The organism is Streptomyces sp. NPDC046379, from assembly GCF_055587785.1.
Genome location: NZ_JBVJFP010000001.1, coordinates 323130 through 341074, shown reverse-complemented (window position 1 = coordinate 341074; position 17945 = coordinate 323130). Strand labels below are relative to the sequence as shown.

Here is a 17945-nt window from a genome sequence, read left to right as displayed (position 1 = left end):
GCTCCGTGGGTTCGGCGGTCAGGCGACCGGCGAGCGGGCGTGGCCGGGGGCGGTGGCGTGCGCGTCGGTGAAGGGGCGCGGGTCGTCCCACAGCAGCTGGATGTCGCGCGCCCAGTGGCCCTCCTCCGTGTCGGCCTCCTCCCGCAGCTCCAGGAGGTGACGGGGCAGTTCGGCGGGCGGCACGACCCGTGCCCAGGCGTCCAGCCGGTCCAGGAACGCCTTTCCCGCGCAGCGCTCCGCGCCCGTGCAGTCGGCCCCGCCGTCCCCGGCGCCGCAGCCCGCGCGCGACCACACCATGACCGGCGCGGGCGCGGTGAGCGAGGTGTCGAAGTGCGGCCGGGTGAGGGCCGCCGCCGGCGCGGTGGCGAACCCGGCGAGTCCCGCGTCGGCCTGCCGCAGCCGCCGCCGGAGCCGGCCGGGGTCCTCCAGCCCGCCGCACTCCACCCGGTGCAGCGGTGCCGAGGGCCGGGAGTCGAGCCGCTTCCAGGCGCGGGTCAGCACATGCCGGGTGCTGGCCTTGCGCCGGGCGTGGTCGGTGACGACGAGCGGGTAGAGACAGCCGAGCGGGGTGTCGTCGTCGGGCGCGCTCGCCCAGCGGTCGACCGGCCAGTCCAGCCAGTCGCGGGGCAGCGAGAACGCGATCAGTTCGTCCGCGCCGGGCGTCAGATAGCGGAACGCGGTCTCGATCCGCTCCTGCACCCAGGCGCGCAGCCGGCCCAGGGGCACGGTGTCCGAGTCGACCGGGTGCCGGCGTCCGCCGCTGAACGCCGACACCTCGGCGCGCACCAGTCCGTCGCCCGCGCCGCTGTGCGCGAGTTCGACGAGGATCGGCGACCAGTCGGGGGCGGCAGCGGCGGCCGGTTCGGCGGCGGGCGGGCGCAGCAGGCCCGCCACCAGGTCGGCGAAGCGGTTCACCGTGGCCACGGCGCCGGGCCCGTCGAGTTCGCACAGCACGAACAGGGCCGCCGACCACAGCGAGTCGAACCCCTCCGGCGGGGGCGGCGGGTCGAACGGGCCGGCCGCCGCCGTGTACAGCCCCACCGGAGAGCACTCGACGCCCGCCCGCGCCGCCCGCTCGACCAGCTCGCGCAGCCGCGCCCGGTCGGCGGCCCGGTGGTCCGGCGCCGGGACCAGGCTCCGGAGGCCGGGCCAGTACCGCGCCATGACGTGCGTCGGCATCATCCGCCCGTTGCGCACGTCCCGTGCCGAGGCCGCCGCCGTGACCATGCCGACGACCTCGCCGGTGTCGACCAGCCGGACGGCGGCGCCGCTGAAACCGGGGGCGAGCGGCTGGCCGCCGGGCTGCCACGCCTCCAGCTGGAGCCACTCCTGGCTGATCAACTGGGGTGCGGTGACCCGGTATTCGGCCAGCGTGCCCTCGTCGAATCCGGCCGGGAAGCCGTACACCACGAGCTTGCGCGGGGCCGGGCCGTAGGCCGCGTCGGCGGGGGCCAGCGCGGCGGGCGCGATCGGCACCGGCCGCTCCAGCTCCAGTACGGCGAGGTCGCCCGCGTCGACCGGGCCGCCGCCCCAGCCGCCGTGGGCGACGACACGGGCCGCGACGGGCGGGAATCCGGGCCGCTCGGTGAAGGTCACCGTGAGCGGGGGCGCCGTACCGCCGCCGTCCTGGACGACATGGGCGCAGGTCAGCACCTTGTCCGGGGTCACCAGGAAGCCCGCTCCGGTCACCCTGCCCGCGCAGGCGATCCGGGCGTGCCACTCCGCGCTGATCATGAGGCGGGGCCGGCCTCCGGCGCACCCGGCGACCAGGTCAGCCTGACGACCAGATGGCCCTCGGCGGCGCCCTTGGCGATGATCGCGCCCGTCTCGGCGGACAGCTTCACGCCGAACTCGATCTCCACGCCGTCCGGCCGGAGCGAGCCGTCGCGGAAGACGCGCAGCGCGGACTCGGCCGCCGCCCGCACCCCGTCGAGCGCGTTCTCGAACGTGCGCGTCGCCTGCACCGCGCCGTCGCCCCGCGCGACCAGCCGGGAGCCTGACGCGCGGTCCTCGGCCGCCTCCACCGCGACCACCGTGCCGTCGGAGGTTCTGAACTCCACCAACCCGTCCATGACACGCCCCCGTTGCCGCACCCGCACTCGCGTTTCTCCGAGCATCCCATTGTTACGGAAGGTGCGCGGGGTTGTCGCGTGCCACTTCGGCCGTCGTGATCAGTGGCCGTCCGGCGGTTCGCACCAGTCGCCGTGGACGACCCCCAGTCGTGCCAAGTCCTGCGGCCTGAGCAGGAGTTGATCGGCCGTCAGTCGTACCTGCTCCTGTCCCGGGCCCCGCTTGAGAATCGCCGCGGCCGACTCCGGGGCGATGACCGAAAAGTAACTGTCGGGAGTTGCCCAGGTGTTGCCGGGCGCGGCCAGTGCGAGGGCGCCGCCGGAACCGCCCTCGCCGATCACCAGCGTCGTGACGGGCGTGCGGGCGGCGGCCACCGCGGCGAACAGGTCGGCGATGGCCGCGCCGGCGCCCTGCCGTTCCGCCTCGGCGTCGTTGGCGGCGCCGGGCGTGTCGACCAGGGTCAGCACCGGGACGCCGAGCCGGTCGGCGAGCCGGATCAGCCGGGCGGCGGTGCGGTAGCCGGCGGGGCGGGTGGCGGCGCCGGTCTGCGCGGCGAAGGCGATCGCGCGGCCCTCGTGCTCGCCGAAGCCGCACAGCACGCCCTCCGTGTCGACGCCGCCGCAGCGGTCGCCGGAGAGGCTGACGCGGTGCGTGAAGTAGGCGTCCAGATAGGCGCCGGCGCGCGGCCGTCGCGGGTCGCGGGCGCGGCGTACGGCGTCCCAGCCGTCGGCCGGCAGGTCGGTGGCGCCGAGCGGGCGGGGCGGCGGGGCCGGGGCGGCGGAGGGGGCGGTGAGCAGGCGCAGCCAGCGGCCGAGGGCGGCGCGCAGTTCGCCGGGGGGTACGACGGCGTCGGCGGCGCCCGCGGCGACCTGCGCCTCGGCCGTGTACGCCGCCGGGTCGGCGTCGGCGGGCCGGACGCGGGAGCCGGCGAAGCCGACCTGGGCGCCGGGCAGGGCGAGGATCACGTCGGCGCCCGCGCCGAGGGTGGCCCAGCCGCCGCCGGTGGTGGGGTCGCGCACCACCGCGATCTGCGGCAGGCCCGCCTCGCGGGTGAGCACGGACTGGCGTGCCACGCGCTGGAGCTGGCTCAGGGCGAGCATGCCCTCCTGCATCCGGCTGCCGCCGGTGGCGATCAGCGGCACGACGGGCAGGCGGTGCCGCCGGGCGTGCTCGTGGGCGGCCTCCAGCCGGTCGCCGGTGCGCTCGCCGAGCGAGCCGCCGAGGAAGCCGAACTCGAAGGCGACGAGCACGGCGCCGACGCCCTCGACCCGGCCGACGCCGCAGACGACGGACTCCTCCTCGCCGGTGCGGGCGGCGGCGCGGGCGCGGGCGTCGTCGTAGCCCGGCCAGCCGAGCGGTCCGTCGGGCGGGCCCGCGCGGGGCGGAACGGGCAGCGGGCGGAAGTCGTCGGTGACCAGGGCGACGGCCTCGCGGGCGGTGAGCCGGTCAGGCACGGCCCAGCGCCCGCTTCACGATCTTGCCCATGTCGTTGCGGGGCAGGGCGTCGAGGTGGCGCACGACCCGGGGCCGCTTGTGCGGGGCGAGCCGCTGCGCCACATGGTCCGCCAGCTCCGCCGAACCGACCGGGTCCCGCGGGTCGGCGGGCACGACCCAGGCGACGATCCGCTCCCCGAGGTCGGGGTCGGGCTCCCCGGTGACGGCGGCCTCCCGGACGCCGGGGTGTTCGAGCAGCGCGTTCTCGATCTCGCCGGCGCCGATCTTGTACCCGCCGCTCTTGATCAGGTCGGTGGCCCTGCGCCCGACGATGCGCACGTACCCGTCCGGATCCCGCACCGCCATGTCGCCGGTGCGGAACCAGCCGTCGGCGGTGAAGGCGGCGGCGGTGGCGTCGGGCCGGTTGAGGTACTCGGTGAACAGGTTGTCCCCGCGCACCTGGATCTCCCCGACGCTCTCCCCGTCGTATGCCGTCAGCGGCGTCCCGTCGTCGTCCACGAGCCGCAGCTCCACGCCCGGCAGCGGCACCCCGACGGTTCCCGGCCGGGCCTCCCCGTCGGCGCGGACGCTGGTGTTCATCAGCGTCTCGGTCATGCCGTACCGCTCGACGACGCGCCGTCCCGTCGCCGCGGCGATGCGCTCGTGATCGTGCACGGGCAGCGCGGCGGACCCGGAGACGAGCAGCCGCGCCCCGCGCAGCGCCTCGGCCAGCGCGGCGTCGCCGGGCAGCGCCTCCGCGATCCGGTGGTACATCGTCGGCACCCCGAACAGCATGGTCGCCCCGGAGCCGAGTTCACGCGCCACGCCCTCGGGGCTGAACCGCCCCAGGTGCCGCAGCGACCCGCCCCGCCGCAGCGGCCCGAGCACGCCGAGCACCAGCCCGTGCACATGGAACAGCGGCAGCCCGTGCACCAGCACGTCGTCGCCGGTCCACTGCCAGGCGTCGGCGAGCGCGTCCAGCGTGACGGCGACGGCCCGCCGGGGCACCACGGCGCCCTTGGGCGGCCCGGTGGTCCCGGACGTGTAGACGACGAGGGCGGGATCCTCGCCCCCGGCGCTCTCCCCGGGCAGCTCCGCCGACGCCCCCGCCTCCACGTCCACCCGCTCCACGCCCGCCAGCGCCCCGGGCAGCACGTCCCCGGGCGCGGCGAGCACGAGCCCCGGCGCGCTGTCGCCGACGATGTGCCCCAGCTCCTTCTCCCCGGACCGCGGATTGAGCGGCACCGCGGCGACCCCGGCGACCAGCGCGCCCACCACCGCGACCGCCGTCTCCAGCGACGGCGTCGCCCACACGGCCACCCGCCCCGCCCCCCGCACCCGCCCGGCCACGGCGCCGGCGGCCCCGGCCAGTTGCCCGTACGTCAGCTGCCGCTCGCCGAACCGGAGAGCGGGACGCGCACCGGCCGCACCGTCGGCGAGCAGGGGGAAGAGGGAGGACATGCGGCGCACTCCTAGCACGAGGGACACGCGGGACCGGGGCCCCGAGCGGACGGACGTGGTGACCGTCCGGACGGCCACCACGACCGTTCCTACCCCACGCGCCCCGCAAACGCCCGCGCCCGTCTCACTCCGCCGCCATGACGTCCGCCACGACACGGCTCACGCCGTCCGGCGCGCCCGCCCGCAGCGCCGCGCCGGTCGGCGCCCGCACGGCCCGCGCCGGATCGCCCGGGGCGGCCGGCAACCGGCGGACCTCCGCCTCCGCGACACCGCGGACAGACCGTCGGAGCAGAGCAGGTGGCGATCGCCGGGACGGGCGCCGCGGAGGCGCAGGTCGGGGGCGGCGGGGCCGTCGCCCGTGAGGGCCTTCAGCAGCAGCGCCCGCTGCGGACGGACCACTGCCTCCTCCGGCGTCAGCCGGCCTTCTGCGGTCGCGGAAGCGGTTGTTAGCCTGCCCGTCGGTTTCGCGCCCGCCGTCGCACAGGGAGTCCGCCGTGTCCCGTATAGCCCTCGTCACCTGCCGCCCCGGCCCCGAGGTCTCGGTCGACCGGGATCTGCCCGGGCTGCGGGACGCCCTGGCCGGCGCCGGGGCCGACGCCGTCGTCGTCGCCTGGGACGATCCGCAAGTGCGGTGGAACGAGTTCGACCTCGCGCTGATCCGGTCCACCTGGGACTACAGCTGGCGGGCCGCCGAGTTCCTCGCGTGGGCTCAGGAGTGCGGGAAGGCGACCCGGCTGGCCAACCCGGTGGACGTGGTGCGGTGGAACGCCGACAAGCGCTACCTCGGGGACCTCGCCGCCGCCGGGGTGCCCACCGTGCCGACGCGCTACCTCGGCCCGGGCGACCCGGCCGACCTGCCCGGCGACCGGGAGTACGTGGTCAAGCCCGCCTCCGGGGCCGGGGCGCGGTTCGCCGCCCGGTACACGCCCGGCGAGCGGGAAGCGGCCGTACGGCATCTGGCGCGGATGCACGCCGAAGGGCTCACGGCGATGGTCCAGCCGTATGTGCGCGGCATCGACGCGCGCGGCGAGCGGGCCCTGCAGTTCTTCGGCGGGCGGCTCCTGCACGCCAGCCGCAAGGCGGCCGTGCTCGCGCCGGGGACGCCGTACGACGAGAAGAAGGTCGCGCATCCCGGGCTGGAGGCGTGGACGCCGACCGAGGCCGAACTCGCCGTGGCCGAAAGGGCGCTGGCCGCCGTGCCGGGCGACCCCGAGCTGCTCTACGCGCGCGTCGACCTGGTCGACGGGGAGGACGGCGGGCCGCTGGTGATGGAGCTGGAGCTGGTCGAGCCGAACCTCTTCCTCTTCCTGCACCCCGGGTCGACGGCACGGGTCGTGGAGGCGGTGCTGGCGGCGGCCGGCTGAACGCCGCCGGCGTCGGGCGCCGGGCCCGGCGAGCACTCCCGCCGAAGCCCTTGCGGCGGGTCAGCCGTCGACCGCGGTCCGTTGCAGCAGCCCCCACGTGAACTCCGCGACCACCCGCCGCCCTACGCCGCCCGCGTCGGGCGCCGTGAAGGCGAGGCCCCACCGGGTCGGCGCGGTGCCCTCCAGGGGGCGGGCCGGGGCGAAGGCGCGGGCGGCCTCGTCCACCGTGCACGACCAGGGGGTGAGGTCCTCCAGGGTGCGCAGGGCGGGGGAGGGGGCGCCCGGCGCGCGGACCAGCCACTCGTTCCACACCGCGCCGTTCGGGGCGAGCAGCACCTCGAAGCGCAGGTCGGGCCACAGGGGCAGGGGCCACAGCCAGGCCTCGCAGTCCAGGTCGCCGATGCGGCGGGCGGCCGTCGACTCGGGCGGGCCGAGGACCGAGCGGTAGCGGCCCGCGGCGGACCGGGACCGCGGCGAGCGCACCATCGCCTGCCACCGCTTGTTGGCCTCCCGCATCCGCGCGAGCGGGACGCCCAGCTCACGGCGGGCGTCCTCCACCAGGCCGGGGTTGTGATCGGCCATGCGGCGCAGCAGGACGAGCTGGAAATCGAGGGGCGACATGCCCCCATCGTCGTCCATCCGCCGCCCGGCACACCGTCATCCGCAGGAGACGAAAGCGGCCAAGGCGAGCCGGGGCGGCGAGCGGGCTGCGGGCCCCTGCCCAGCGCCGGTGAGGCGGCCGGCCCTCCGCCCCGGTCCGCAACCCCCGAGTTCGCGCCACTTTTCGCGACCCGGACCCACGGCACCTCACGTTGGCAGCCGCCGCCCCCCGGGAGGGCAGCGGAGCCTGCCGGATTCCCCGCGGCTGAATCGCCCTCCGGCTCTCCGGAGCCGGCCGTGCCTCCGGCCTGTCGCGCCCAGCGTCGCCCGAGCAGTTCGACCGCCTCGTCTGCCTGTACGGTCATGGCCTGTCCGGAACGTGCCGGCAGAGCCGTTGCCCGCACGGCCATTGCCCGTACAAAGTGTCCGTGAGTAGCCTGTGTTCGTTATTCCGATCGTCTGTTGAAATATCGAACGAGAAGGGGGCCGGTTGTGGGACGACTCGTACCTGCCGTGACCCGGGCTCTCGACATTCTGGAGCTCTTCCTCGACGGGGACGGCACACTTTCCGCCCCCGACATCGTGCGCCGGCTCCAGCTGCCCCGCACCACCGTGCACGAGCTGGTCACCACGCTCGCCGCCCGGTCGTACATCGTCCAGGTTCCCGGTCAGCCAGGACGGTACCGGCTCGGAGTGCGTCCGTACCAGCTCGGCGCCCGGTACGCCGAGCAGCTCGACCTCGCCGCCGAGGGCCAGCAGGTCGCCCGGTCCGTCGCCGAGACCTGCGACGAGACGGTGCACGTCGCCATCCTCGAAGGGACGGACGTCATCTACATCGCCAAGGTCGACTCCACGCACGCCGTGCGCATGGTCTCCGCGGCCGGCCGCCGGCTGCCCGCGCACTGCACGTCCGTCGGCAAGATGCTGCTCGCCTCGCTGCCCGAGCGGGAGCTGACCGCGCGTGTCCCCGACGACGCCGAGCTGGCCGCGATGACGCCGAACAGCATCACCGACCCGGCCGCCCTGCGCGAGGCGCTCGCCGAGATCCGGCAGCGGGGCATCGCCGTCGAGAGCCGCGAGTCCAACCCCGACGTCAGCTGCGTGGCCGCCCCGGTCCGCGACCGCACCGGCCAGGTCGTCGCCGCGCTGTCCATCTCCGTGCCCATGATCCGCTGGAGCGATGAGCGCCGCGTCGAGCTGGAGCAGCTCGCGGCCAAGGGCGCGGCGGAGCTGTCGGAGCGCCTCGGCCACCGGAGCCCCGCATGAGCGCGTACGGGTACGAGGTGGCGGTGCGCGCCGAGGCGCAGCTGGGCGAGGGCCCGACGTGGGACGCGGCGACGGGCCGCCTGCTGTGGATCGACATCCTGAACGGCCGGATCCACACCTTCGACCCGGCGACGGGACACCGTACGGTCCGTACGGCCCACCAGCACATCGGCGCGGTCAAGCCGCGCGCGGGCGGCGGCCTGGTCCTCAACCTCCGCGACGGCGTGGCCCTGCTCGATCCCGACGGCACGCTGCGCTGGCTGCACCACGAGCCCGTGCCCGGCCGCCGCGGCAACGACGCCGCCGTGGCCCCCGACGGCTCGCTGTGGGCCGGCACCATGCGCTACGACGAGGCCCCGGGCGGCGGCACGCTGGCCCGCTTCACGGGCGACGGCTCGGCGCACACCGTCCTCGACGACGTCACGGTGAGCAACGGCACCGGCTGGAGCCCCGACGGCCGGCTGATGTACTACATCGACACGCCGACCCGCCGCATCGACGTCTTCGACCACGCGGAGGGCCGGGTCACCGGCCGCCGCCCGTTCGCCGCGATCGAGGAGGGCGCCGGCTACCCGGACGGCCTCACGGTCGACGCCGACGGCTGCGTGTGGGTGGCCCTGTGGGACGGAGCGGCGGTACGGCGCTACACGCCGGACGGCGCCCTGGACCGCGTCATCCCGTTGCCGGTGCCCCGGGTGACGGCGTGCGCCTTCGGCGGGCCCGACCTGACGGACCTGTACATCACGACGGCCCGCGTGGGCCTCACGTCCCCCCACCCCGTGGCGGGCTCGCTCCTGGTCGTCCGGGGCGCGGGCAAGGGGGCGCCGCAGCCGGCGTTCAGGGGCTGAGGGCGCCCGGGGCGGGCGCGGCGCCGGACATGCCGTGCGGCGGCGCTCCCGGGGCCGCGGGTCCGGTTGCCGTGCCCGCGGTCGGCAGGGGCGGGGCGTCGCGGCGGACGGGGTGACGGCAACCCGTCCGTCCGCCCAGTCCCCCGCCGTCCCCGCCGCTCCGGCCGCGGGCCTGCGGTGCCGGTGGCCCGGCCCGCGGCAGGGGGCGGTGGGGATCCCAGGGAGCGGACCGGGCCCTGCGTGACGGCGAAGGTCCGGACGCCGGGTTCCCTGCGGGCATGCGCGTCGCGGCGCGCGCAGGCGTGCGCGGGCCGGGGCCGACATCGAGGCCGTAGGCGGCCGGCGGCCGGGGCCCGCACACCGGCCGGGCCCCGGCCGGCGGCCCTCACACCCCCGTGACGTCCAGTTCCGTCAGCAGTTTGCGTTCCTCCGCGGTCAGCGGCGGGTGGGTCGCCGCCGGGAGGGGGGAGCCGGTGATCACGGACAGGAGGGCCGCGGGGTGGAGCAGGCGGGCCGGGCCCGTGCGGAGGCTGGTGAGGTCCCACAGGGCCGCGGCGGCCGGGTGGGAGCCGGTCGCGGCCTTCGTCAGCCGGCGGGAGTACGCCGACGCCAGATGGTCGGCGACCCCCGGCCGCCCGCCGCGCACCCCGGGGTACAGCACGTCCTGGCCGACCGCCAGCGCCCACGCCGTCTCCACCGGGCGGGCCGCCGCCCGCTGCGCCCGGCGGGACAGTCCGGCGGCGTCCGGGCCGGCGCGCCGCAGCTCGCGGGCGAGCGCCCGCGCCCCCAGCGCCGCCACCGACATGCCCTGCCCGTACGCCGGGTTGAACGTCGCCAGCGCGTCGCCCAGCACCACCAGGCCCTCCGGCCAGCGTCGCGCCTTCTCCAGATAGCGCCGGACGTTGCTCGTGCTCCGGCTGACGTACACGTCCGTGAGCGGCTCGGCGCCCGAGATCAGCCGGCCCACGATCGGGTCCCGCAGCCCGAGGGCGAACCCGAGGAAGCCCTCCGGGTCGGCCGGCGGCTCCCCGCCGCGCGTGCCGGCCAGGCTCACCATCCAGCGGCCGTCCTCGATGGGCAGCACCATCGCGCTCCGCCCCGGCCGGGACGCGTACGGGTCGGGCTGCACCATCGTCAGCGGAAACCTTTCCGCCCCCGGCGGAACGCGGTAGATCCGGGTCGCGTTCACGAGCCCCGAGTCGACCGTCCGCTCCCGCAACCCGGACAGCCCCAGGTCTTCCAGCCACGTCGTGATCCGGGAGCCGCGCCCGCTGCCGTCCACGACGAGATCGGCGGCGAGTTCGCTCTCGCCGGCCGGGCCCGAGACCCGTACGCCGCGCACCCGCCCCGCGTCGCCCAGCAGGCCCACCGCGCCGGCCCGGCGGACCTCCACCCCGGTCCGGTCCGCGACGGCGGAGCGCACCACCCAGTCCAGCAGCCCCCGGGTGCAGGTGATCATGGCCGGCGCCGGACGCCGCCACCGCCGGTGCCACCCGTCGGGCGACAGCGCCAGCATCCCCGTCGCCAGGGAGACCTCGTGCGCGCCCGCGGCCAGCAGCCGGCCCCGGATGTCCAGCCCCGGCGCCAGGTCGTCCATGGCGGCCACCCCGCCCGCCATCAGCAGGTGCGCGTGCCGACCCTGCGGCAGCCCCTTGCGCGGCCCGGGCCCGTCCGGCAACTCGTCCCGGTCCAGCACGATCACCTCGTCCACGGTCGCGGACAGGGCAGCCGCGGCCAGCATCCCGGCCACCCCGGCACCGATGACGACAGCTCTGCGCGACATGCAACTCCTCGGGTCAGGGCCGAATTTCAGCCAGGAGAGGTCCTCACCGTACCTTCACACGCGGCGTCGCCGGCAGCGACCGCGGACAGCGCCTGCGCCAGCTCCACCAGCCCGCTCGTGCCGGAGACCTCCGTCGCGTGCAGCCGGTACGTGCTCGCGCTGTCGAACGGCTCCTCACCGGCCGCCGCCCGCCGCGCGGCGTCGGCGAGCATCGCCGCCTCCGCGACCAGCCGCGCCTCGTGGCCGGAACGTCCCGCACGCAGCGCCGTCTCCCGCGCCTTCTCGCGGACCCGGTCGTCGAAGTACGGCGCGAGCGCCAGCAGGGCGTCGTGGACGGACACCTCACGCCACTGCAACCGCTCGCGCGGCGACTGCCACCACGACGACGGCGGTTTCGGCGCGGTCGACGCGAACCGCACCAGCGACCACAGCGGCCCCAGCCGCCGGTGGTCGCGCAGCCCGCGCCAGTGCGCGGCCACCGCCGGCACCAGCCGCGGCAGCACGAAGCCCGCGGAGAACAGCAGCGCGCCCAGCGACGCCATCGGCGGCGCCACCTTCGTGGACAGCGCGTCCAGGTCGTTCCCCGTCCAACGCGCCACCACAGCCGTGTACTTGGCCAGCTGGAACCCCACCAGGTCCAGCACCCCGCCGGCCAGGATCAGCCGCAGCCCGAGCCGGAGCAGACCGGTGACCTCGCGCGCCCACTTCACGCACAGCACGCACATCACGCCCATCGCCGCGGTGTGCCCGAGCAGATAGAGCAGGATCATCTCCCGCATGTACGGCGTGTTGGCGTAGTACGTGTCCAGGTCGGTGAGCCGCTCGACGCGCGCGTCGGCGTGCGCGAACAGCGTGACGATCGTGGCGATCAGCCCGGCGTACGCGACGATCGTGCAGCACACCATGTGCCGTACCCGCTCGCGCGGCCCGCCCCGCCAGTTGATCAGCAGGATCAGCAGCGAGCAGCTGTACGCCGACAGCATCCCGTACGTCAGCGGCGCGCCGAAGTTGGTGATGCCGGTGAGGTCGTTGACGGCGGCCAGGGTCAGCGGCGCCGAGCAGACGAAGACCAGCGCGCCGAGGACGATCGACACGCAGGTGGAGAGGGTGAGCGGGTTGCGCAGAGCGGTGCGCGGCCGGCGGAACAGCAGCACGGCCGAGGAGCCGAAGACCAGGGCGGCCAGATAGACGACGAGGCTCATCCGGCGTCCGCCGTGCCGTTGCCGCCGGGGCCGCTGGGCACGCGGACGGCGACGGGCACGGTGCCCGCCAGCGCGTCGGCGATGCGGACCAGGGCGTCGGGCTCGGGCAGCGCGTTCATCGACCACACGTCGGCTTCCGGGGGCGCCCCGCGCCCGGCCTCCTCCCGCACCGCCGCCGCGATCACCACCGCCCACGCCAGCGCCTCGGCCCGCGGCCGGGCCCGCTCCGACCGCAGCGCGTCCTCCAGCGTCCGGTCGTACAGCGCCCGGTCGAAGTACGCGTCGAGGTGGCTGAGCGCGTTGTGGATGCTCGTACGGCGCCACACCAGCCGCGTCGCGGGCGTGGCGAACCGCGGGCGGGGCAGCCGCAGCGCGCGGCGGGTCAGGACGTCGTCCAGCTCCCGCTCCAGCGGCTCCAGCCGCTCGTACGTCCGCCGGGCCCGCCGCCACTGAGCCAGCCAGGGGCCCGCGAGCGGCAGCAGCACGCCGACGACGGTCAGCAGCGCGCCCATCCCCGCCGCGACGGGGGAGACGGTCGTGCCGAGCGCCGACCAGTCCCGCCCGATCCACCGGGCGGACACGGCGGCCAGCTTGGTCACGCTGTAGCCGGCGCTGCACGCCATGCCCACGCCGATCAGGGCCAGACCGAGGCGCAGCCGGCCGTCCACCTGCCGGGCCCAGCGCAGCGCGGACACCATGGTGACGCCGGCGGCGACGAGATGGCCGACCAGGTAGAGCACGATCATCTGGGCGATGTACGGCGTCGTCGCGTAGTACGTGTCGAAGTCCACGCGCCGCTCCACCGGGGTCTCGCCCAGCGCGAAGGCGACGGCGATGCCGAGCAGGACCGCCGCGTACGCCAGCACCCAGCAGTGGGCCGTGCGGTGCACGCGGGGGCCGCCGCGCCAGTGCACGATCAGCACCTGGGAGGCGGCGCTGTACGCGGTGATGGACGCGTACGTCAGCGGCGCGGCGAGGTTGGGCACGTCGCTGAGCCGGTTGACCGCGCCGACGGTCGGGGGCGCGCCGAGGAAGAAGCAGGCGCCGGCCAGGCCCAGGACCGCGCAGATGGCACGCAGGTGGGGGTCGTGCCGGTGACGTATCAGGTCGGGGGCCTTGACCAGCAGGCCGAGCCAGAGCACGGCGCAGCTGACGTAGTTGATGAGGCTGCTCATGCTCTCGTCCCGCGGTAGTTGAGCGCGGCCCCGATACGGCCGGCGAGATCCTGGGCGTCGCCGCCGCGTGCCGGGAAGTCCTCCGACGCCTCCAGCCACACTCGCAGCCGACGGCCCATCAGCATGCCGAAGCGGTCGGCCTCCTGCTCCTCGGCGAGGCTGAAGTCGGTCCGGGCGGCGACGAGCACGGGAGCCCCCGGCGTCCGCTTCGCCGGCCCGTCCCGATCCTGCCGGTGCATGTGCCACACCTCATGGCAGAAGATCACGATCTGGTGCCAGACGGCGGCCCGCTTGTCGACGACGACGTCGTCGTGCGTCTCGCCCCTCAGCCACAGCCCGCTGGCCGTGTGCGGCGGGAACGCCCTGCGGTGCACGGCGACTTCGCGGCCCCGCCAGGCGCTCACGGACTCCACGAGCGCCGCGAACAGGACCTCGGGGTCGGCGGGGACGGGCACCTCGATCGGCTCGACGAGGAGGTCGGCGAGGCGCCTCATCTCCCTGCTCCTACGCACCGTTCACCGATCCCTCCCTGTACGCCGGGTCACCGTGCACTATGCCAACACCCGAGCCCTCGCGCCCACTCACTCACTACCCCGCACCTTCCACGATCCCCACGGTCGCCACGGTTCGTCCGCACTTCGACGCCGCCGGGGGGCCGGGCGCGGTGCGGGGCGTTGTCGCGCAGGAACGTCTCGCGGCGCGTCTGCCGCGGCTCGGGGCCGGCCCGCAGCGTGAACGGGACCTGCTCGCCGCGGGCCGTGCGCATCAGCGAATACGGGGGCCGCCGCTCGTGGTGCGCGGGCCGCACCCGCAGGCACTGTCCGCCGTGCGGCAGGATGACCCCGACCGCGATCAGCACAGCGGACGGACACGCCGCCGGCGGCGCCACGTTCGGCTCGAGCCGGTCCGGGGCGCGGCCGGTCCGGCGGGCCGCCACCGCGGTCGGCCTTCGCGGCGTCGGGGACCGGGTCGAGCACGCAGCCGGCGCCCAGGCACCTCGGTCCCCGGCGCAGCCACGCGTCCAGCCCGTCGGTGCGGACCCGGTTCCGGATCAGCGCGGACGCGATCAGGACGGCCGTGGGGTGCGTCGGCAGGCGGAGCAGGGTCTCCTCGTGCGTGAACGGCATGTTCGCACGGGAGGCGTCCAGGTCCCGCGGCCGCTCCTCGGGAGCGTCCGCGAGTGCGAACGGCACCCGGAGCCGGATGATCGTCGGCAGCTCGATCGCCGCCGCCGGCACGAGGGCCGGAATCCACCGGAAGGGCGTGGAGAACGCGCTGAGGAACCCGGCGGGCCCCCGCGCCGCGCCCTCCGCCATCCACACCCCCCACAGGGCCTGCCCGCCGCCCGCGGCGGCTCGTACGGCCCGTTCGGCCCGTTCGGCCCGTTCGGCCCGTTCGGCCCGTTCGGCCCGTTCGGCCCGTTCGAGGTTACGCGCCCCGGACCGGCGCCCACGGGCTTCCCGAAAGTTTTGCCGGACCCATTGACGCGCACGGCCAACGAACCTACGGTCCCGTTCGAAGTTACGAGCACTATTCGAAATACCGAACGGTGTGTCTTCCGGGCACATTTCGAACAGTAAGGGCAGGGCATGGGACGACCTGGCCTGAGTCGCAGGCACATTCTCGCCGGCATCGGCGGGCTCACCGTCGCCGGAAGCTTCGGCTTCGCGGCTCTCGGGACCGGGGCCGACGCGCTCGCCTCCGGTGCGGACACCCGCGTGCGCTACTGGAACCTCTTCAGCGGCGGCGACGGCTACAACATGATCGCGATGCTGGACGCCTTCCGTAAGGAAAACCCCGACATCGACGTGAAGGACTCCACCCTCCAGTGGGGCAACCCCTTCTACACCAAGGTCGCCATGGCTGCCGCGGGCAACCGCGCGCCGGACCTCGGCGTCATGCACCTGGGCCGGGTCACCGGCTTCTCACCCGGCCGGCTCCTGGACCCCTGGGACGTCGACCTGCTCGCCAAGTACGGCGTGAAGGAAGCCGACTTCAACCCCGAGCTGTGGAAGCGCGCCGTCATCGACGGCAGGCTCTACGCCCTGCCCCTCGACATCCACGTACAACTCTGCTTCTACCGCAAGGACGTGCTGAAACAGGCCGGACTGCTCGGCGACGACGGCAGGATGGTGCCGGTCACGTCGACCCGCGACTGGTTCGACGTCCTGAAAGAGGCCAAGAAGGTCACGAAGAAGGGCCTGCAGACCGTCGGCCTGTGGGCCAACGACCAGAACTTCCAGTGGTGGTTCTTCGTCTCCTTCTACACCCAGCTCGGCGGCACCTGGTTCAACGCCGAGAACACCGAGGTCACCTTCGACGCCGACAAGGCCACCCAGGTCCTGGAGTTCCTGCGCCGGCACGTCAGCGACGGATACACCATCCCCGGCGCGCCCACCGGCGAGCAGTTCCTCAACGGCGCCCCCTTCACCTGGGAGGGCAACTGGTCGGTGCCGGTCTTCTCCGGCGCCGAGCTCGACTACGGCGCGACCCCCCTGCCGCCCGTCTTCGGCACACCGGCCACCCACGCCGAGTCGCACGCCTTCGTGCTGCCCCACCAGGCCGGCCGCGGCGGCGCCGCCAACGAGGGCGCCCACAAGCTCGCCGCCTACGTCGTGCGCAACGCCCGGGCCTGGGCCGCCGGCGGCCACATCCCCGCCCACACGCCGACGCTCGCCACGCCCGAATACCAGAAGCTCGCACCGCAGAACGAGTACGCCGGCGCCATGGACCACCAGGCCACCGAACCCAAGGTGTGGTTCGCGGGCTCCACCGGTGTCCTCGCCCAGGACCTCGGACCCGTCGTCGTCTCCTCGACCATGGGGTCCGCCAAGCCGGCCGCCGTCGCGCAGCGCATGAAGGCCCGGCTCGCCACGCTCCTCGCCTCGAAGAACCCGATGGACGGCAAGACCGCCGCGCAGGGAGGTGCCGTCGCATGACGACCGGTGCTCATACCGTCGCCACCCCGGCCCGGACACGGACCGCCACGGCCACCGCGACCGTCCGCCGCAAGCAGGGCTTCCAGCACGGGGGCTGGTTCGTCGCCCCGTTCCTGGCGCTCTTCGCGCTCTTCGTGATCTGGCCGCTGCTGCGCGGCGTCTACCTCAGCTTCACGAACGCCAACATCTCCGGAGAGAACACCGGCTTCGTCGGCTTCGACAACTACCGTGAGGCGCTGAACGACACCGCGATGTGGGACGCGCTCGGCCACAGCGCGTACTTCACGCTCCTCGTCGTCCCCTGCATCACCCTCCTCGCCTTCCTGCTCGCGATGCTCGCGCACAACATCGAGCGCGGGAAATGGCTGTGGCGGCTGTGCTTCTTCGCACCGTTCCTGCTGCCGTCGACGGTCGCGGCCAACATGTGGCAGTGGCTGTTCACCCAGGGCATCGGCCTGTTCAACGAGACCTTCGGCCTCGAAACGCCCTGGCTGACCGACAAGTCGTACGCGATGCTCGCCATCGTCATCACCACCCTGTGGTGGACGGTCGGCTTCTGCTTCCTGCTCTACCTCGCCGCTCTCCAGGGCATCCCGGCCCACCTGTACGAGGCCGCCAAGCTCGACGGGGCGGGCGCCTGGCACCGCATGGTCCACATCACCCTGCCGATGCTGCGCAACATCACCGGCCTGGTGATCGCGCTCCAGATCCTCGCCTCGCTCCAACTGTTCGACCAGGCCGTCGTGATGATGGACTTCGGCCCCGGACCGGAGCTCAGCACTCGCTCCTTCGTCCAGTACACCCTCGAACAGGGCTTCACCAGCTACCGCGTGGGCTACGCCTCCGCGATGTCCGTCATCTTCTTCGTGATCATCGCAGTCGTCGCCCTGGCGCGGATGTGGCTGCTGCGCACCCGTGAGGAGGGCACCCGATGAGCAGCACGCAGATCCGGCTCAAGCCCCGCAGTTCCTGGACGCCCGGCCAGATCGTCCTGACCGTCCTCGGCGTCGCCGTCTCCGCCGTCTTCGTGGCGCCGATCGTCGCCGCCCTGCTGACCTCGTTCAAGTCCGAGGCCGAGGCGGCCGAGATCCCGCCGCACTGGCTGCCCGAGGTCTGGACGGGCCAGGCGTGGAAGGCCCTCTTCGAGACCGGCAACATCACCAACTGGTTCGTCAACTCCCTGGTCGTCTCGGTGTGCGTCACGGCCGTCGTGCTCACCGTCAGCGCCCTCGCCGGATACGGCTTCGCCCGCACCGAGTTTCGCGGCAAGAACATCCTGCTGGGCGTCGTCATGGCCGGCCTGATGATCTCGCCCGCGGTGCTCGGCGTGCCGCTGTTCACCACCGTCCAGCAGATGGGGATGGTCGACACCTACTGGGGCATGATCCTGCCGCAGTGCGCGCCCGCCGCGATGGTCTACATCCTCTACAAGTTCTTCCAGGGCATCCCGCGCGAGCTGGAGGAGGCCGCGTTCATCGACGGCGCGGGCCGCTGGCGGGTCTTCTTCACCATCGTGCTCCCGCTGTCCCGTCCCTCCCTCGCCGCGGTCGGCATCTTCACCTTCATCGGCTCGTGGAACAACTTCCTGTGGCCGTACATGGTGACCAACAACCCCGACCTGATGACCATGCCGAACGGCATCGCGACCGTCATGAACTCCTACGGCATCCAGTGGGCCCAGCTCATGGCCGGCGGCCTCATGGCCGGCCTGCCGCTGATCGTCGTCTTCGTCTTCTTCCAGCGCCAGATCGTGGCGGGTGTCGCGCACACCGGCCTCGCCGGTCAGTGACATCCCCTTCCAGG

Annotated in this window: 15 protein-coding genes; 6 read left to right on the top strand and 9 right to left on the bottom strand. The window is 74.6% G+C overall.

The window, feature by feature from the left end; genetic code table 11:
• Positions 1–18 precede the first annotated feature (18 nt).
• The 4 genes from ACZ6KF_RS01565 to ACZ6KF_RS01550 form a co-directional block, all read right to left on the bottom strand.
• Positions 19–1734, bottom strand: coding sequence for a VMAP-C domain-containing protein (locus tag ACZ6KF_RS01565; RefSeq protein WP_469174475.1), 1716 nt, complete (start codon positions 1732–1734; stop codon positions 19–21).
• Complete coding sequence (locus ACZ6KF_RS01560; protein WP_356627634.1) at positions 1731–2072, bottom strand: CU044_2847 family protein; 342 nt, start codon at positions 2070–2072, stop codon at positions 1731–1733. Before ACZ6KF_RS01560 ends, ACZ6KF_RS01565 begins: the two co-directional genes overlap by 4 nt.
• Positions 2073–2171: 99 nt before the next feature.
• Positions 2172–3524 (bottom strand): carboxyl transferase domain-containing protein, encoded by a 1353-nt coding sequence (locus tag ACZ6KF_RS01555; protein ID WP_469236759.1) that lies wholly within the window; start codon positions 3522–3524, stop codon positions 2172–2174.
• The gene (locus ACZ6KF_RS01550; RefSeq protein ID WP_356627632.1) at positions 3517–4965 is read right to left on the bottom strand and encodes an acyl-CoA synthetase; all 1449 of its coding nucleotides are present in this window, start codon (positions 4963–4965) and stop codon (positions 3517–3519) included. The genes ACZ6KF_RS01555 and ACZ6KF_RS01550 overlap by 8 nt, the downstream gene beginning before the upstream one ends.
• A gap of 494 nt (positions 4966–5459) precedes the next feature.
• Between ACZ6KF_RS01550 and ACZ6KF_RS01545 the strand changes: the two genes are divergently transcribed.
• Positions 5460–6329, top strand: a complete 870-nt coding sequence (locus ACZ6KF_RS01545) for an ATP-grasp domain-containing protein (RefSeq protein ID WP_469236756.1) — start codon at positions 5460–5462, stop codon at positions 6327–6329.
• Positions 6330–6389: 60 nt separating this feature from the next.
• Here ACZ6KF_RS01545 and ACZ6KF_RS01540 read toward each other — a convergent pair whose 3' ends face one another.
• Entirely contained in the window at positions 6390–6950 is a 561-nt protein-coding gene (locus ACZ6KF_RS01540; RefSeq protein WP_469236753.1) for a hypothetical protein, read from the bottom strand.
• A 471-nt stretch (positions 6951–7421) separates the two neighbouring features.
• Here ACZ6KF_RS01540 and ACZ6KF_RS01535 point away from each other — a divergent pair, with 471 nt between their 5' ends.
• Both ACZ6KF_RS01535 and ACZ6KF_RS01530 read left to right on the top strand, forming a co-directional pair.
• Positions 7422–8195, top strand: a complete 774-nt coding sequence (locus tag ACZ6KF_RS01535; protein ID WP_356627629.1) for an IclR family transcriptional regulator — start codon at positions 7422–7424, stop codon at positions 8193–8195.
• Complete coding sequence (locus ACZ6KF_RS01530; RefSeq protein WP_469236751.1) at positions 8192–9043, top strand: SMP-30/gluconolactonase/LRE family protein; 852 nt, start codon at positions 8192–8194, stop codon at positions 9041–9043. The genes ACZ6KF_RS01535 and ACZ6KF_RS01530 overlap by 4 nt, the downstream gene beginning before the upstream one ends.
• A 385-nt stretch (positions 9044–9428) precedes the next feature.
• Here the strand turns inward: ACZ6KF_RS01530 and ACZ6KF_RS01525 are convergent, their stop codons facing one another.
• Genes ACZ6KF_RS01525 through ACZ6KF_RS01510 form a run of 4 tightly spaced genes read right to left on the bottom strand, consistent with a single transcriptional unit; the run spans position 9429 to position 13697 of the window.
• On the bottom strand, positions 9429–10826 hold the full coding sequence (locus tag ACZ6KF_RS01525; protein WP_469236749.1) for an NAD(P)/FAD-dependent oxidoreductase: 1398 nt from the start codon (positions 10824–10826) through the stop codon (positions 9429–9431).
• A gap of 26 nt (positions 10827–10852) precedes the next feature.
• The gene (locus ACZ6KF_RS01520) at positions 10853–12028 is read right to left on the bottom strand and encodes an MAB_1171c family putative transporter (protein WP_469236746.1); all 1176 of its coding nucleotides are present in this window, start codon (positions 12026–12028) and stop codon (positions 10853–10855) included.
• On the bottom strand, positions 12025–13203 hold the full coding sequence (locus ACZ6KF_RS01515; protein ID WP_469157979.1) for an MAB_1171c family putative transporter: 1179 nt from the start codon (positions 13201–13203) through the stop codon (positions 12025–12027). Before ACZ6KF_RS01515 ends, ACZ6KF_RS01520 begins: the two co-directional genes overlap by 4 nt.
• A complete protein-coding gene (locus ACZ6KF_RS01510; RefSeq protein ID WP_356627624.1) occupies positions 13200–13697 on the bottom strand; it encodes a toxin in 498 nt (165 codons plus the stop codon). Before ACZ6KF_RS01510 ends, ACZ6KF_RS01515 begins: the two co-directional genes overlap by 4 nt.
• A gap of 1095 nt (positions 13698–14792) precedes the next feature.
• Between ACZ6KF_RS01510 and ACZ6KF_RS01505 the strand changes: the two genes are divergently transcribed.
• From ACZ6KF_RS01505 to ACZ6KF_RS01495, 3 genes are read left to right on the top strand one after another with little or no spacing between them, the layout of a single operon-like run.
• The gene (locus ACZ6KF_RS01505; RefSeq protein ID WP_356627623.1) at positions 14793–16142 is read left to right on the top strand and encodes an extracellular solute-binding protein; all 1350 of its coding nucleotides are present in this window, start codon (positions 14793–14795) and stop codon (positions 16140–16142) included.
• The gene (locus ACZ6KF_RS01500; RefSeq protein ID WP_356627622.1) at positions 16139–17077 is read left to right on the top strand and encodes a carbohydrate ABC transporter permease; all 939 of its coding nucleotides are present in this window, start codon (positions 16139–16141) and stop codon (positions 17075–17077) included. The genes ACZ6KF_RS01505 and ACZ6KF_RS01500 overlap by 4 nt, the downstream gene beginning before the upstream one ends.
• Positions 17074–17931, top strand: coding sequence for a carbohydrate ABC transporter permease (locus ACZ6KF_RS01495; protein WP_469236744.1), 858 nt, complete (start codon positions 17074–17076; stop codon positions 17929–17931). Before ACZ6KF_RS01500 ends, ACZ6KF_RS01495 begins: the two co-directional genes overlap by 4 nt.
• Positions 17932–17945: the final 14 nt, after the last annotated feature.

What these genes read in the sequence shown, in the direction of transcription:
- ACZ6KF_RS01510 (WP_356627624.1), bottom strand. Translation starts at nt 13,697, where the DNA reads ATGAGGCGCCTCGCCGACCTCCTCGTCGAGCCGATCGAGGTGCCCGTC.
- ACZ6KF_RS01530 (WP_469236751.1), top strand. Translation starts at nt 8,192, where the DNA reads ATGAGCGCGTACGGGTACGAGGTGGCGGTGCGCGCCGAGGCGCAGCTG.
- ACZ6KF_RS01560 (WP_356627634.1), bottom strand. Translation starts at nt 2,072, where the DNA reads ATGGACGGGTTGGTGGAGTTCAGAACCTCCGACGGCACGGTGGTCGCG.
- ACZ6KF_RS01515 (WP_469157979.1), bottom strand. Translation starts at nt 13,203, where the DNA reads ATGAGCAGCCTCATCAACTACGTCAGCTGCGCCGTGCTCTGGCTCGGC.
- ACZ6KF_RS01495 (WP_469236744.1), top strand. Translation starts at nt 17,074, where the DNA reads ATGAGCAGCACGCAGATCCGGCTCAAGCCCCGCAGTTCCTGGACGCCC.
- ACZ6KF_RS01550 (WP_356627632.1), bottom strand. Translation starts at nt 4,965, where the DNA reads ATGTCCTCCCTCTTCCCCCTGCTCGCCGACGGTGCGGCCGGTGCGCGT.
- ACZ6KF_RS01500 (WP_356627622.1), top strand. Translation starts at nt 16,139, where the DNA reads ATGACGACCGGTGCTCATACCGTCGCCACCCCGGCCCGGACACGGACC.
- ACZ6KF_RS01520 (WP_469236746.1), bottom strand. Translation starts at nt 12,028, where the DNA reads ATGAGCCTCGTCGTCTATCTGGCCGCCCTGGTCTTCGGCTCCTCGGCC.
- ACZ6KF_RS01540 (WP_469236753.1), bottom strand. Translation starts at nt 6,950, where the DNA reads ATGTCGCCCCTCGATTTCCAGCTCGTCCTGCTGCGCCGCATGGCCGAT.
- ACZ6KF_RS01505 (WP_356627623.1), top strand. Translation starts at nt 14,793, where the DNA reads ATGGGACGACCTGGCCTGAGTCGCAGGCACATTCTCGCCGGCATCGGC.
- ACZ6KF_RS01525 (WP_469236749.1), bottom strand. Translation starts at nt 10,826, where the DNA reads ATGTCGCGCAGAGCTGTCGTCATCGGTGCCGGGGTGGCCGGGATGCTG.
- ACZ6KF_RS01565 (WP_469174475.1), bottom strand. Translation starts at nt 1,734, where the DNA reads ATGATCAGCGCGGAGTGGCACGCCCGGATCGCCTGCGCGGGCAGGGTG.